Annotated in this window: 14 protein-coding genes; all 14 read left to right on the top strand. The window is 39.9% G+C overall.

What is annotated here, in order from left to right; all coding sequences use genetic code 11:
- Nucleotides 1–36: 36 nt before the first annotated feature.
- The 14 genes from hydA to BCR25_RS13335 all read left to right on the top strand — a co-directional run bounded on the left by hydA (nucleotide 37) and on the right by BCR25_RS13335 (nucleotide 14,207).
- Nucleotides 37–1,437 (top strand): dihydropyrimidinase, encoded by a 1,401-nt coding sequence (gene hydA / locus BCR25_RS13400; RefSeq protein ID WP_069664088.1) that lies wholly within the window; start codon nucleotides 37–39, stop codon nucleotides 1,435–1,437.
- A gap of 34 nt (nucleotides 1,438–1,471) precedes the next feature.
- Complete coding sequence (gene dpaL / locus BCR25_RS13395) at nucleotides 1,472–2,665, top strand: diaminopropionate ammonia-lyase (RefSeq protein WP_069664087.1); 1,194 nt, start codon at nucleotides 1,472–1,474, stop codon at nucleotides 2,663–2,665.
- 6 nt (nucleotides 2,666–2,671) lie between these two features.
- Nucleotides 2,672–3,988 carry a YgeY family selenium metabolism-linked hydrolase gene (locus BCR25_RS13390; RefSeq protein WP_069664086.1) on the top strand — a complete coding sequence of 439 codons (1,317 nt, stop codon included), beginning with the start codon at nucleotides 2,672–2,674 and terminating at the stop codon, nucleotides 3,986–3,988.
- A gap of 116 nt (nucleotides 3,989–4,104) precedes the next feature.
- Complete coding sequence (gene ygeW / locus BCR25_RS13385) at nucleotides 4,105–5,298, top strand: knotted carbamoyltransferase YgeW (protein ID WP_069664085.1); 1,194 nt, start codon at nucleotides 4,105–4,107, stop codon at nucleotides 5,296–5,298.
- A gap of 299 nt (nucleotides 5,299–5,597) precedes the next feature.
- Nucleotides 5,598–6,536 carry a carbamate kinase gene (gene arcC / locus BCR25_RS13380; RefSeq protein WP_069664084.1) on the top strand — a complete coding sequence of 313 codons (939 nt, stop codon included), beginning with the start codon at nucleotides 5,598–5,600 and terminating at the stop codon, nucleotides 6,534–6,536.
- A gap of 36 nt (nucleotides 6,537–6,572) precedes the next feature.
- Nucleotides 6,573–6,953, top strand: coding sequence for a Rid family detoxifying hydrolase (locus BCR25_RS13375; protein ID WP_069664083.1), 381 nt, complete (start codon nucleotides 6,573–6,575; stop codon nucleotides 6,951–6,953).
- A 98-nt stretch (nucleotides 6,954–7,051) separates the two neighbouring features.
- Nucleotides 7,052–8,371 (top strand): nucleobase:cation symporter-2 family protein, encoded by a 1,320-nt coding sequence (locus BCR25_RS13370; RefSeq protein WP_069664082.1) that lies wholly within the window; start codon nucleotides 7,052–7,054, stop codon nucleotides 8,369–8,371.
- Nucleotides 8,372–8,472: 101 nt separating this feature from the next.
- Nucleotides 8,473–9,054, top strand: a complete 582-nt coding sequence (locus BCR25_RS13365; RefSeq protein ID WP_069664081.1) for a nucleoside-triphosphatase — start codon at nucleotides 8,473–8,475, stop codon at nucleotides 9,052–9,054.
- A gap of 59 nt (nucleotides 9,055–9,113) precedes the next feature.
- Complete coding sequence (locus tag BCR25_RS13360; protein WP_069664080.1) at nucleotides 9,114–9,488, top strand: winged helix-turn-helix domain-containing protein; 375 nt, start codon at nucleotides 9,114–9,116, stop codon at nucleotides 9,486–9,488.
- Nucleotides 9,485–10,495 (top strand): XdhC family protein, encoded by a 1,011-nt coding sequence (locus BCR25_RS13355; protein WP_069664079.1) that lies wholly within the window; start codon nucleotides 9,485–9,487, stop codon nucleotides 10,493–10,495. The genes BCR25_RS13360 and BCR25_RS13355 overlap by 4 nt, the downstream gene beginning before the upstream one ends.
- 25 nt (nucleotides 10,496–10,520) lie before the next feature.
- The gene (locus BCR25_RS13350; protein WP_211272510.1) at nucleotides 10,521–11,552 is read left to right on the top strand and encodes a FecCD family ABC transporter permease; all 1,032 of its coding nucleotides are present in this window, start codon (nucleotides 10,521–10,523) and stop codon (nucleotides 11,550–11,552) included.
- A 17-nt stretch (nucleotides 11,553–11,569) separates the two neighbouring features.
- Nucleotides 11,570–12,349 carry an ABC transporter ATP-binding protein gene (locus BCR25_RS13345; RefSeq protein WP_069664078.1) on the top strand — a complete coding sequence of 260 codons (780 nt, stop codon included), beginning with the start codon at nucleotides 11,570–11,572 and terminating at the stop codon, nucleotides 12,347–12,349.
- A 14-nt stretch (nucleotides 12,350–12,363) separates the two neighbouring features.
- Nucleotides 12,364–13,107 (top strand): Rossmann-like domain-containing protein, encoded by a 744-nt coding sequence (locus BCR25_RS13340; protein WP_069664077.1) that lies wholly within the window; start codon nucleotides 12,364–12,366, stop codon nucleotides 13,105–13,107.
- Nucleotides 13,104–14,207 carry an ABC transporter substrate-binding protein gene (locus BCR25_RS13335; protein ID WP_069664076.1) on the top strand — a complete coding sequence of 368 codons (1,104 nt, stop codon included), beginning with the start codon at nucleotides 13,104–13,106 and terminating at the stop codon, nucleotides 14,205–14,207. The genes BCR25_RS13340 and BCR25_RS13335 overlap by 4 nt, the downstream gene beginning before the upstream one ends.
- The last annotated feature ends 15 nt before the right edge of the window (nucleotides 14,208–14,222 follow it).

Here is a 14,222-nt window from a genome sequence, read left to right as displayed (position 1 = left end):
CGCAAAAACAACTTCTGAATTGATGGAGGTTAAAAAATGTCTATTCTTTTAAATGGCGGAGTAGTGGTATCCGCAAACGAGCGCCGTCAATTAGATGTCCGAATCGATGGCGAAAAAATAGTGGAAATGGGCACAAACTTAACGGTCAATGATTCTACAGTAGAAAATGTCTCCGGATGTTTTCTACTGCCAGGATTTATTGATGCACATACACATTTAGAGTTAAACAATGGCAAAGGATCGATGGGAACTGCAGACAATTTCACCACCGGCAGTAAAGCAGCCGTAGCCAAAGGAACAACGACGGTTATCGACATGGCAACACCAAACAAAGGCAGTTCCTTGAAAGACTGTTTAGCCTCTTGGGATAAGCTGGCACAAGGCAATAGCTCGTGCGATTACACCTACCATATGTCGATTATTGAGTGGAATCCTGAAATTAAGGCAGAAATCAAAGAGATGATCGACGCTGGTATTACTTCGTTTAAAATGTACATGGCTTACGATAACTTACGTACAAAAGATGCGGAGATATTCGAGGCGATGGAGGAGATTCGTAACTATCAGGGAATGCTTGGCATACATTGTGAAAATGGCGACATGGTCAATGAGATGATCGCAAAATTTGTCTCAGAGGGAAAACTAAGTCCACATTATCATCCTCTAACTAGACCAGATTCAGTAGAAGCTGAAGCTGTAGAACGTTACTTGATGATTGCACATTTAGCTGACCTTCCGGTAAATATTGTTCACCTAAGCACAAAACGTTCATTAGAAGCAGTAGGTCGAGCACGTGCAAGAGGACAAAAAGTCTATGTAGAAACCTGTCCGCAATATTTGGTCTTGGATGAGCACCTATATGATGCTCCTAATTTTGAAGGCGCCAAATACGTTTGTTCTCCACCTTTGCGGTCTCTAGAAGATCAAGAGACTTTATGGTCAGGTGTTATAAATGGTGCAGTCAATACGATTTCTACGGATCATTGCAGCTTTAATTTTGAGGGACAAAAAACGATTGGCAGAGAAGATTTCAGCAAAATTCCGAATGGAATGCCGGGAGTAGAAACGCGTCCGGAGCTGATTTATACCTATGGCGTAACGACCGGCAAAATCTCCTTAGAACGAATGGTCGCCTTATTGTCTGAAGACATTGCGAAGCAATTTGCTTTATATCCTCAAAAAGGGATTGTTCAGACAGGTAGTGATGCGGATATCGTCATTTGGGATCCTGAAACAAGTGGTGTAATTTCAGCAGCAACGCAGCTACAAAATGTCGATTATACACCATATGACGGTTTTGAAACACAAGGATCAGCGAGAGCTGTGTATCTGCGAGGGCAAAAGGTTGCTGAAGCTGGTCACGTAATCACTGAAAAGCAAGGGAACTTCGTTTTCCGCAAGATCGATCCTATGAATGAAGGGAATCAATCAACTTAGTTGATTTAAATACTAACTACGGAGGGGAACATTTTTGGAAAAAATAAAATGGACGGCAAATGAAATGCCAAAAACAGATGATCAGTATCTATCACTGATGTCAAAGGACTCGATTGAAAAAGCTTTAGCATTTCATCAGAGTTTTCCGCAATACAGTCAAACGCCTTTGGCTGAGGTAAAAAATATGGCAGCTTATCTAGGGCTAAAAGATTTCTTTGTCAAAGATGAATCATATCGCTTTGGGTTGAATGCGTTTAAAGTACTTGGCGGCTCATTTGCAATGGCAAACTATATTGCAGAAAAACTAGGGAAAGATGTGGCTGATCTGACCTACGATGTTTTAACCTCTGATCAACTGCGTGATGCGTTTGGTCAAGCAACATTTTTTACTGCGACAGATGGAAATCACGGGCGAGGAGTTGCCTGGGCGGCGAACAAATTAGGACAAAAATCAGTTGTTTTAATGCCGAAAGGTTCAACTCAAACACGGAAGGAAAATATTGAAAAAGAAGGCGCTAAAGTAACCATCGAAGAAGTCAACTATGACGAGTGTGTACGGATGGCCAACAAGATGGCTGAAGAAACTGAAAACGGTGTCATGGTTCAAGATACCGCTTGGGATGGTTATGAAAAAATCCCAACATGGATTATGCAGGGGTATGGCACGATGGCTTTAGAGGCTTCAAAACAATTAGAAGCCGCAGGCAATAAACGTCCAACACATGTATTTGTACAAGCTGGTGTTGGAAGTCTAGCAGGAGCAGTCGTAGGTTATTTCGCTAATCTTTATCCTGATAACCCGCCAACGATGGTTGTGGTTGAAGCACAGGCAGCAGATTGTTTATATAAATCAGCGATTGAAAAAGATGGAAAAATCCGTTTTGTCGAAGGTGATCTGCAAACAATCATGGCAGGACTTGCTTGTGGCGAGCCGAATACGATTTCGTTCGATATTTTAGAAAACCATACATCTGTTTTTGTTTCAGCACCAGATTGGGTTTCAGAAAAAGGAATGAGAATGCTAGGTGCTCCATTAAAAGGAGATCCACAAGTTATTTCGGGAGAATCAGGTGCCGTAGCAATGGGCTTAGTCGCAACAGCTATGCAAGATCCTGAATACAAAGAATTACGTGACACATTGAAACTAGATGAAAACTCAACTGTTTTGATGTTCTCAACAGAAGGCGACACAGATCCAGATAATTATAAAAAAATCTTATGGGGGTAATGGTAAATGGATTTCAAAGCAATTAACACAGCAGCAGAAGGTTATAGAGAAGACATGATTAAATTTTTACGTGATTTAGTAAAAATTCCGGGAGAAAGTGCTGAAGAAGGCGCAAAAATGGATCGGGCCAAAGCAGAAATGACCAAATTAGGATTCGACAAAATCGAAGTCGATCCTCAAGGAAATTTATTAGGCTATATGGGCACAGGGAAAAAACTGATTGCCTTTGATGGACATATGGATACAGTTGGAATCGGTGAAATGAGCAACTGGGAATTCGATCCATATGATGGCTATGAAACGGATACTGAAATCGGCGGGCGTGGAACTTCTGACCAAGAAGGTGGGATCGTTTCAGCAATTTACGGCGCAAAAATCATGAAAGATTTAGGCTTGTTATCAGAAAAATATACAGCATTGGTAACAGTTACGGTTCAAGAAGAAGATTGTGACGGCTTGTGCTGGCAATATATCATCAAAGAAGACAATATTCGTCCGGAATTTGTTGTATCAACTGAACCGACGGATGGCGGAATCTACCGTGGGCAACGTGGTCGGATGGAAATCAAAGTAGAAGTGAAAGGGGTTTCTTGTCATGGTTCGGCACCAGAGCGTGGTGATAACGCGATTTATAAAATGGCAGATATTTTACAAGATGTACGCGCATTAAATAATAACGGAGATACAGAAAGCACTGCAATCAGAGGCTTGGTTCGCATGCTTGATCCAAAATATAATCCAGAATGGAAAGAAGCTCGTTTCTTGGGTCGTGGAACAGTTACAGCATCACAAATTTTCCACTCATCTCCAAGCCGTTGTGCCGTTGCAGATGGTTGTACAGTATCATTAGACCGTCGTATGACCGCAGGCGAAACCTGGGAAAGTTGTTTAGAAGAAATCCGTCAATTACCGGCAGTGAAAAAATATGGGGATGATGTTGTTGTCTCAATGTATGACTACGATCGTCCATCATACACAGGATTATCTTATCCAATCGAATGCTACTTCCCAACGTGGGTCATTCCAGAAGATCACGGCGTGACAAAAGCGTTGATGGAAACGCACAGAAACCTATATGGTGAAGAACGTGAAGGGTCAAAAGAAACAATCGACATGCGTAAAGCGCGTCCGCTTCTTGATAAATGGACCTTCTCAACAAATGGTGTATCGATCATGGGTCGTAATGGGATTCCTTGTATTGGATTTGGTCCAGGTGCTGAAGCTCAAGCACATGCGCCAAATGAAAAAACATGGAAAGACGATTTGGTTCGCTGTGCGGCAGTTTATGCAGCATTACCAAGCGTTTATTGCGAAAATAACTAATCATTTACCAGTAGAAACAGGTACAAAGACAATAGGAATCATCGAATGGTTATCCCGATGTGTAAAGGGCGTCGGGATAATCGATTCGCTATCACTAATCAAAAGGGAGAACGAATATGAAAACGTTTAACGAATATATTGAAAAATTGGACAAATTAGAATTTGATAAAATGTACGAAAATGACTTTTTCTTAACATGGGAAAAAACACGTGATGAATTAGAAGCAGTCTTTACAGTTGCTGATACGTTACGCTATTTACGTGAAAATAATATTTCAACAAAAATCTTCGATAGTGGTTTAGGTATTTCATTATTCCGTGATAACTCTACAAGAACTCGCTTTAGCTTTGCTTCTGCTTGTAACCTTTTAGGCTTAGAAGTGCAAGATTTAGATGAAGGCAAAAGCCAAATTTCTCATGGTGAAACCGTTCGTGAAACTGCAAACATGATTTCATTCATGGCAGATATTATTGGAATTCGTGATGATATGTATATCGGAAAAGGAAATACGTACATGCACGAAGTATCTGAATCTGTTCAAGAAGGACATAAGGATGGTGTGTTGGAGCAACGTCCAACGTTAGTCAATTTGCAATGTGATATCGATCACCCAACGCAATCAATGGCAGATGCACTCCATTTGATCCATGAATTTGGCGGAATTGAAAACCTTAAAGGCAAAAAAATCGCCATGACTTGGGCCTATTCACCCTCTTACGGCAAACCATTATCTGTACCGCAAGGAATCGTTGGTTTAATGACTCGTTTAGGTATGGACGTTGTGTTAGCTCATCCAGAAGGGTATGAAATCATGCCGGAAGTTGAAGAAGTTGCGAAGAAAAATGCAGCAGAAGCTGGTGGCTCATTTACTAAAACAAATAGCATGGCGGAAGCCTTTAAAGATGCAGATATCGTATATCCTAAGAGCTGGGCGCCATTTGCCATGATGGAAAAACGAACTGATTTATATGGGAATGGAGATTTTGACGGCATTGATAAATTAGAAAAAGAATTGCTTGCTCAAAATGCGAACCACAAAGATTGGGAATGTACAGAAGAATTAATGAAAACGACTAAAGATGGCAAAGCCTTGTATTTACACTGTTTACCTGCAGATATTACGGGTGTTAGTTGTGAAGAAGGAGAAGTGGAAGCATCTGTATTTGATCGCTACCGTGTACCATTATATAAAGAAGCAAGCTACAAACCATACATTATTGCTGCGATGATTTTCCTAAGTAAAGTGAAAAGTCCGCAAAAAACATTGAAAGAGCTTGAACAAAAAGCAACGCCAAGAGAAGTAAACTAACGGCGTACTGAATTTCGGCATGAAGTGAGATGCTTTTTCTATCAATGATGATAGTCATCAGTAAACTAATTTGCTCTCTTTTAGAAATAACAATGAAAAGCTAATAAGACCTTTCCAAGTCCATTTATGTATGCTATCGGTTAAGAAAAAACTGTTTTGATAAGAATCTGCTGTCCACAGGTTCTGACCACTTCATGCACGATTCCGTTTTTTCTTAACACTCATTGACATGATTTATTGAAGAGAAAGCATCTTACTTTTTTTACTAAAAATACCTATAAAATGAGGTGGATAATCGAATGGTAAAACGAGTAGTAGTCGCTCTTGGCGGAAATGCCCTAGGCGATAATCTAACAGAACAAATGACAGCAGTAAAAGAAACATCAAAAGCAATCGCAGATTTGATTGAAGCAGGATATGAAGTGATTTTATCTCATGGAAATGGTCCCCAAGTTGGGATGATTCAATTAGCGATGGAAGAATTATCGTTGAAAAATCCTGAGAAGTACCCAACAGTACCTTTATCAGTTTGTGTAGCAATGAGTCAAAGCTATATTGGTTATGACTTACAAAATGCCCTTCGTGAGGAACTTTTGAGCCGTAATCTTACGCAGCCAGTAGCAACAGTAATCACGCAAGTAGGCGTTGATCCAAAAGATCCGGCCTTTGAAAAACCAGCAAAACCGATTGGTCGCTTTATGTCAAAAGCAGAAGCGGATCAATTAGTGCAGGAAAAACAGGTATCTGTCATTGAAGACTCTGGTCGCGGCTATCGGCAAGTCGTAGCATCACCCAAGCCAAAAGAAATCATAGAAGTTCAAACAATTACATCGTTGATCGATTCAGGGCAAACAGTTATTGCCTGTGGCGGTGGCGGAATTCCAGTCGTTAAAGAAGGCAATCATTTAAGCGGCGTTCCAGCGGTGATTGATAAAGATTTTTGTAGTGAATTATTGGCTGAATTAGTTGATGCTGATTTACTGATTATTTTGACAGCAGTTGAAAAAGTTTGTATTGATTTTGGAAAACCAACACAAAAAGAACTAAGCAATGTCACGATTGATGAAATGAAGCAATATGCCAAAGATGGTCAGTTTGCTCCAGGATCTATGTTGCCAAAAGTAGAGGCAGCGATTCAATTCGCTGAATCAAAACCAGGACGTAAAACCTTGATCACATTATTGGAAAAAGCGAAAGATGGGATTCTTGGGAAAACTGGAACAACTATTCAGCAATAAAAAAGTCAAATCAAAGTAGGAATAGGAGTGAAGTAGATGACAAATAAAATGATCAATTCAGCTAATGCGCCAGCAGCAGTTGGACCGTATTCACATTCTGTTTTAGCAGGAGCAACACAATATATTTCTGGTCAACTCGGACTTGATCCTGTCAGCGGAGAAATGAAAGAAACGGTCGAACAACAAGCCGAACAAGCATTAATCAATCTAGGGGCAATCTTGAAAGAAACAGATATGACTTATGACAATGTTGTGAAGACGACTGTCTTCTTAAAGAATATGTCTGATTTTGCAAAAATAAATGATATTTATGGAAAATACTTCTCAAACACGCTTCCTGCTCGTTCTTGTGTGGAAGTCTGTGAACTACCTAAGAATGGGCTTTTTGAAGTAGAAGCAATCGCGGTCAAAAATTAATTTTTGAAAAACTCTGTGTGAAGAAAAGGGTTGCGAAATGTTAAGACTCGATAAGTGCAGTCCTTTTTAAAATAAAAAGCGAAGAAGGAAACTTGCCTATGAGTGAAAAGGAAGAAAAAGCATTGTTTTCATACGATGCGAAATTATCGATCAAAGAAGCTGTTCCAATGGGATTACAGCACGTTGTAGCAGCAGTGGTTGGCATCGTTACGCCGGGTATCATGATTGCAAAAGTTTGTAATCTAGATTCTGGGGATACAACGATCATGATTCAAACGTCACTAATTTTTTCTGCAATTGCCACATTGATTCAGCTTTTTCCGATTTTTGGAAAAGTCGGTTCACGTTTGCCAGTTATGATGGGGGCTAGTTTTGCTTATGTTCCGATTTTAATGGCGATTGGTGGAGACTTTGGGATCGCAGCAATATTTGGTTCGCAGTTGGTGGGCAGTATTTTAGTTATTTTAGTTGGTTTGTCAATAAAAAAAATTCGGATATTGTTTCCGCCTCTCGTTACTGGTACAGTTATATTGAGTATTGGTTTGTCATTGTTTCCAGTGGCGATCAAATATATGGCAGGAGGCGCCGGCAGTGCTGACTTTGGTTCAGCTCAAAACTGGCTGGTAGCGTTGTTGACCTTTGCAGTGGTATTTTACTTTAATTATTTTTCAAAAGGTTTTCTAAAGCTATCTTCAATTTTGAATGGCATGATCATTGGTTATATTGTCTCTCTCGTGTTGGGCATGGTCGATTTTGGCCCTGTGCAAGAAGCCTCTGTTTTTCAAGTGATTACACCGCTATACTTCGGACTGGATTTTCAACTTGTTCCGATTTTGACTTTAGTTGTCATGTTTATTGTTGATGCTGTTCAGGCAATCGGTCAATTTACAGCAACGACTGTTGGAGCGATGGATCGTGAGTCAACAGATCAAGAGCTTTCCGGCGGAATTATGGGAAGCGGTTTCTCTAATTTTGTTGGCAGCTTTTTTGGGTCAGTACCAGTGGCGACCTTCGGCCAAAACGTTGGGTTAGTCACGGTCACACGAGTGATCAATAAATATGTCATGGTTTTTGCTTCTGTCATTTTACTGGTTGCTGGATTCGTGCCTAAAGTGGCATCTATTTTAACGACTATCCCATACGCAGTAATTGGCGGTGCAACGATTTCTGTTTTTGCTTCAATTTCAATGACAGGTATTCGAATGATTTCGTCACAAGAATTAACACCAAGAAATACTGGCGTGGTTGGCATCGCGCTGGCATTTGGTATCGGTGTGACACTATCGGTAGGGAGTTTAAGTGGCTTTCCGCCATGGGTAACAACCATTTTCGGTAATTCTGAAGTGATTCTGACAACCATCGTTGCCGTGATTTTGAATGTACTATTAAAAGAAAAAAAGGAAGTAGCACTTGAGTAACTGAAAAGAATCGTTCTGTCATTGCAAGCAATGGTTGAGGTGACGTAGCATCGTTTGCCTCACCATTGTTGTAATACTTGAACAAGGATAAGGAGGTTGAGATGAAACAGCTTTTTTTAGAAGGAGACAAATTTATCGGAAAGTCTACGCTGCTTCAAACGGTTTTGAAAGAGATGGCACTTCCAGTCAGTGGCTTTTATGTTGAACGAAGACGAGATGAGCAAAAAAGAATCATTGGGTTCGAATTGAAGCCAGCTTCTGAGTTACTTTTGTCAGAAAAAAGTAGTGCTGTTGCTGATCATTGTTTTATTCAGATGAAACAAGGAAAACGAAGTCGAAATTTAACCGTTTTTGAAACCTATGGCTGCAGTCTATTGCAAGAGGCTAGAAGGTCTAAACAGGTGATACTTTTAGATGAAATCGGTGGAGTAGAACTATTATCAAAGTCATTTATGAAAGAATTATATTTGACTCTTAATCAGCCGCAAAAAATCATTGGTGTATTTAAATCTGACAAAAACTATCAACGGCAAAAGCAGCATACTCTGGAGAGCTTAGATATTGATGAACAAAGAGAGACCTTGAAAGAAGCTATTAATGTAGCTGATGGGCAAATCAGGACATTGACTGAACAGAATCATCAAATGGTTGAAGCGGAATTACGTCATTTTCTGACTAGTTAATTTTTTTTAGCTTCGTTATCTTTTTTGAGTATAACGAAGGGGATGAAGGGGGAATAAATGTGCAGGAACAAGAACGATTTAATTATACTCTCAGCTTAAAATTGCGGACGAATCGGATTTTTTTTGGTCCCGGTGTTGTTGAATTACTCCAACGAATTTCTCAAACGGGCTCCTTGAATACAGCGGCTAAACAAATGAAGATGTCGTACAACAAAGCTTGGCGCATGATCCAAAAAGCAGAGGAAGAGCTTGGGTACGCATTGATTCATAAAAGTGTGGGCGGAAGTAACGGCGGTGGCTCAACGGTGACAGTGGAAGGAAAACGATTGACTGCAAAATTTCTTCTTTTCCAGAAAAAAACGTATCACATTACAAACCAATATTTTAGTGAAATCTTCAGTGATGATTTGAAACGGTTGGAGGAAGAAATATGAGGGAGATTTTTGAGCAGCTAGCTAAGGCAATCAATCAGCAGCAAGATACAGTTTTAGTAACGGTTATTTCAAGTTCCGGTTCTACACCACGGAGCGAAGGAGCTCGAATGCTGATTTCTGATAGTGGACGAATTGCTGGGACAATTGGCGGTGGCGCAGTTGAGTTTCGTGCTGAGCAGTTGGCCAAAGAAGTTCTGAAAACAAGAACAGCGATCCAGGAGACATTTATTTTAGCTCCGAATGATGTGGCCGATTTAGGAATGATCTGTGGTGGAAACGTTGAGGTGCTTTTTCAATTTCTTTCCTACCAAGAACCAAGTAATTTAGAAATTTGTAACCTGTTTCAAGAATACAATGCAAAGAATCAGCAATGCTGGTTGATTTCTGAAATCGGCGAAAAGCCAAGTAATCGTATAAGTCTTTACGACAAGGCATCTATCCTTTCAAGCTCTGATCTTCAAGGATTGAAGGAAGCAGATATTAAACAGGGAATCTCCATTGTTTCTAGTGAAGGAGGAACCTTTTTAGTCGAATCTCTTTTGCAGACTGGTAAAGTTTATATTTTTGGCGGCGGTCATGTTGCCCAAGCACTGGTTCCCGTTTTGAAACGATTGGCATTTTATTGTGTTGTTTTAGATGATCGAGCAGAGTTACTGACAGCTGAATATTTTCCTGATGCAGATCAGTCTATAGTGGTTGATTTAAAGCATATTGAAGAAACTATTCACGTGACAGCTGACGATTATATGGTGATTATGACAAGAGGGCATCAATTTGATTTTGAAGTTACCAGACAGCTTTTACCGATGAAGCCATATTACATCGGTGTCATGGGTAGTAAGCATAAAATTGCCGTTCAAATCAAACGGCTAAAAGAGAGTGGGTTCGAAGCTTCTGAAATCGAGCGGATCAACATGCCAATCGGTTTGAAAATCAAAGCAGAAACTCCGGCAGAACTTGCTATTAGTGTGGCAGGAGAACTAATCATCAAACGATCAGAAAAATAAAATTTAGTCTGTAGGAGTGGGCACAGTGAAAAATAAACAATCAATGGTCAAGCAGAAGAAACGAATTCTTTTAGGCGCAATCGTGCTTTTTTTAGGCGTGTTTATCCTATCTTTTTTCTTAGGAAAATACCCCATTGCCATGAATGATTTTTTTCGAGCTGTGCTTAATAAAATGATCCCGTTAAAACAAACCTGGAGCAGTCAAGTTGAAACGATTTTATTCAAAATACGCTTTCCAAGAATTATCATGGCTGTGGTCATCGGAAGCGGTATCTCGGTCGCTGGAGCAACCTATCAAGCCTTATTTCAAAATCAAATGATTTCCCAAGATATTTTAGGTGCATCTCAAGGGGCAGCTTTTGGCGCTGCAATCGGCTTATTCTTTTCTCTTAGATATGAGCAGGTTATTTCACTCTCTTTTACTTTTGGCTTACTGGCTGTTGGAGCAGTGTTGATGATCAATAGATGGCTGCGCAGTCACTCTGTTTTAACTATCGTACTAATCGGAATGATGATTGGCTCATTATTTTCGTCAGCTGTGTCGTTTTTAAAATTAGTCGGAGATCCAACAAATACCTTGCCCGCAATCACTTATTGGCTCATGGGCAGTTTATCGGCAATCAAAATGCAAGATCTTCATTTTGCCGTTCCGTTGATTTTAGCAGGAATGGTACCAATTTTTCTATTGCGCTGGCGTTTAAATATTATTTCTCTAGGTGAGGAGGAGGCATTGAGTTTAGGTGTCAATAGCGGTCAACTACGTGTGCTATTGATTATCGCAGCAACCTTGATTACCGCAGCAGCAGTGTCAGTCAGCGGTTTGATTGGCTGGGTGGGTTTAATTGTCCCTCATGCTTCACGTCTGCTCATTGGGAATGATCATCGCTATAGCATACCTGTGACAGCAATTTTAGGTGGCACATTTTTGTTAGTCGTCGATGATGTGTCTCGTTTGGTTTCGACAAGTGAAATACCGATTGGAATTTTGACTTCCTTTATTGGAGCACCAGTTTTCCTAATTCTGATTGCTAAAAATAGTCGTTCCATGCGGGAATGAGTTGGAGGGAAGAGACGATGTTAGAAGTGATAAATCTAGATTTTGCTTATAAAAAAGAAAAGATCCTAAAGAATATTTCCTTCGAATTAGACTATGGGCAGTCTGTCTGCGTGTTAGGGAAAAATGGTGTAGGGAAAAGTACATTGTTCAAATGTTTATTAAATGTGCTACAGCCAACGAATGGGACTGTTTTACTCGATGGTCATGAGCTTCGGAGCTTTTCGAGAAGTCAGCTATCACAACTGATTTCTTATATTCCACAAAAACAAAAAAACTATGTCCACTTTACTGTATTTGAAATGGTGCTGATGGGAACTACTGCCCGCTTGAAAGCCTATCAACAACCGGGAAAAACAGAGCATGAACTTGCGGAAGCTGCCTTAGCGCAGTTAAGTATCACTCATTTAAAGCATCAGATTTTTTCAGAAATCAGTGGCGGGGAACAGCAGCTTGTCATTATTGCTCGCTCAGTAGCACAACAGAGTAAAATCATTATTATGGATGAACCATGTGCCAATTTGGATTATGGCAATCAAATCATGGTTTTGGAAATGATTCGAACGTTAAGTAAGCAAGGCTATTTGATAATTCAAGCGACTCATGATCCAAACCATGCACTGCAATATGCCGACAAGGTATTGATCATACAAGAAGGCGCTTTATTCGTTCAAGGACCGCCAAAAACAGTATTGACTGGGCAACAACTAGAAGAAATTTATCAAGTACCAGTCACACTTTATGAGATAAAGAAGAGTGGAGAATGGGTTTGTTTGCCTAAAAAAACAAGAGACCAGTAGAAAGAGAGAAGAGTATGTGGAAATTGTATGATGAATTGATTGAAGCTATTCCTGCGGGAATCAAAATTTCTGATATAGCACAAACGAGTCGCTGGACATTTGTCGCGAATAATAAAACGATAGGAACGGCTATGAAGTTCAATTCGAGCAATCAGCCTCTTGAACAATATCAAAGTATTCAGCTTCAAGAAGCGGCTGCCTTGATTAAATCTTGGGATTTTCAAAAAGCTAGTTTTGGTTTGGCTACTATCAATAGCTTTTTTAATGAAAGGGAAAAAGTAAGCAAAAATTTTATACCAGAAAGAATACATTATAGAGACGCGTTTGATCAGCTGTTGACAGAACCAAATCAGAAAAAAATCGGTATGATCGGTCATTTTCCTTTTATTGATCGTTATCCTGAACTTCGAAAACAAATTAGTATTTTTGAACTGGAACCTCGAAAAGGTGATTATCCAGCAAGCGCATGTGAGTACTTATTGCCTCAGATGGAGCTTGTCTATATTACTGGTTCAACGTTGATCAATAAAACGCTGCCCCGCTTGTTGGAGCTTTCTGAAAATGCGACAACAGTGTTGGTCGGGTCCAGCTGTCCATTAAGTGTAGGATTGTTTAATCACGGCATCGATACACTTGCCAGTACACTCTACGAGGATTCTCTCACTGAATTACAAGCTAAAAAATCGGCGGGCGGCTTGCCTCTCAGCAAATACGGTCATTCGATCATGATCGAAAAAGGAAAGGGTCAGAAAATATGAAAAAGAAAACACACGCTCTTTTAATACTCGGACTAATTTTTTTAGTGATAACAGGCTGTACAGGAAAGAATACTCAAACAGCTGATAGCGAAAACACTAAAGCCAGCAGTTCGCAAGACAAAAAAGAAACACGAATATTTACTGATTCTGCTGGAAGAAAAGTAGAAGTTCCAAATGAAATCAAAAAAATCGCTCCTTCAGGTCCATTAGCTCAAATCGTTTTGTATACAAGTTCACCGGATTTACTGGTTGGCCTGGCAAGTCCATTTTCTGAAGATGCTAAGGAATTCATCGACAAAAAATACCAAGAATTACCAGAATTTGGTCAGTTTTACGGGAAAAATGCCAGTTTAAATATGGAAGCATTAAGCGCAGCTGATCCAGATGTGGTTATAGATATTGGCGAGGTGAAGCAGTCAGTTGAGGAAGATATGGATAAGTTACAGGACCAATTAGGTATACCGACCCTCTTTATCGAAGCGAATTTAGATAATTTGCCAGATACCTATAAAAAGCTAGGTGAATTACTTGGAGAAACCAAACATACGGATCAATTAAGTCAATATTGCGAAAAAGTATTGACTCAAGCACAAGCTGTTCGGAAAAAGTTAAAAGATTCCGAGCGAAAAAGTGTTTATTACGCGGCTGGAAATGCTGGATTAAATACTAACGCTGAAGGCTCTTTTCACGCACAAGTCATCGAAGAGGTCGGGGCTAAAAATGCTGCCATAGGTGTCGACATCGTTTCAAAAGGCAGCGGCACAGTTGTCTCGATGGAACAGCTGATTCAGTGGCAACCTGAGTACATTCTTGCAGAGTCAAAAAATGTATACGAGCTGATCACTACAGATGATTCGTGGAAAGAATTGACAGCTGTTAAAGAAGGAAAGGTCTATCAAGTCCCAACTGCTCCATATAATTTCTTGGGCTCTCCTCCATCTGTCAATCGTATGATTGGCATCCAATGGCTGGGGCAACTGCTTTATCCAAATGAATATCAATTAACGATAGCAACATCAGTTGAAGAATTTTACAAATTATTTTATCATGTCAAACCGACGTCACAACAGATAGATAGCCTGCTTGAAAATGCTCAATAAATTAAAAAAAGGAGA

The sequence above is a fragment of the Enterococcus termitis genome (assembly GCF_001730305.1).
GTDB lineage: Bacteria > Bacillota > Bacilli > Lactobacillales > Enterococcaceae > Enterococcus_L > Enterococcus_L termitis.
Note: the sequence above shows the minus strand (reverse complement) of the source record. Positions and strands in the feature narration are given on the sequence as shown.

Coding starts and splice junctions, on each gene's coding strand:
- BCR25_RS13390 (WP_069664086.1), top strand. CDS start 2,672: ATGGATTTCAAAGCAATTAACACAGCAGCAGAAGGTTATAGAGAAGAC.
- BCR25_RS13375 (WP_069664083.1), top strand. CDS start 6,573: ATGACAAATAAAATGATCAATTCAGCTAATGCGCCAGCAGCAGTTGGA.
- BCR25_RS13365 (WP_069664081.1), top strand. CDS start 8,473: ATGAAACAGCTTTTTTTAGAAGGAGACAAATTTATCGGAAAGTCTACG.
- BCR25_RS13335 (WP_069664076.1), top strand. CDS start 13,104: ATGAAAAAGAAAACACACGCTCTTTTAATACTCGGACTAATTTTTTTA.
- BCR25_RS13345 (WP_069664078.1), top strand. CDS start 11,570: ATGTTAGAAGTGATAAATCTAGATTTTGCTTATAAAAAAGAAAAGATC.
- BCR25_RS13355 (WP_069664079.1), top strand. CDS start 9,485: ATGAGGGAGATTTTTGAGCAGCTAGCTAAGGCAATCAATCAGCAGCAA.
- hydA (WP_069664088.1), top strand. CDS start 37: ATGTCTATTCTTTTAAATGGCGGAGTAGTGGTATCCGCAAACGAGCGC.
- ygeW (WP_069664085.1), top strand. CDS start 4,105: ATGAAAACGTTTAACGAATATATTGAAAAATTGGACAAATTAGAATTT.
- BCR25_RS13340 (WP_069664077.1), top strand. CDS start 12,364: ATGTGGAAATTGTATGATGAATTGATTGAAGCTATTCCTGCGGGAATC.
- BCR25_RS13370 (WP_069664082.1), top strand. CDS start 7,052: ATGAGTGAAAAGGAAGAAAAAGCATTGTTTTCATACGATGCGAAATTA.
- arcC (WP_069664084.1), top strand. CDS start 5,598: ATGGTAAAACGAGTAGTAGTCGCTCTTGGCGGAAATGCCCTAGGCGAT.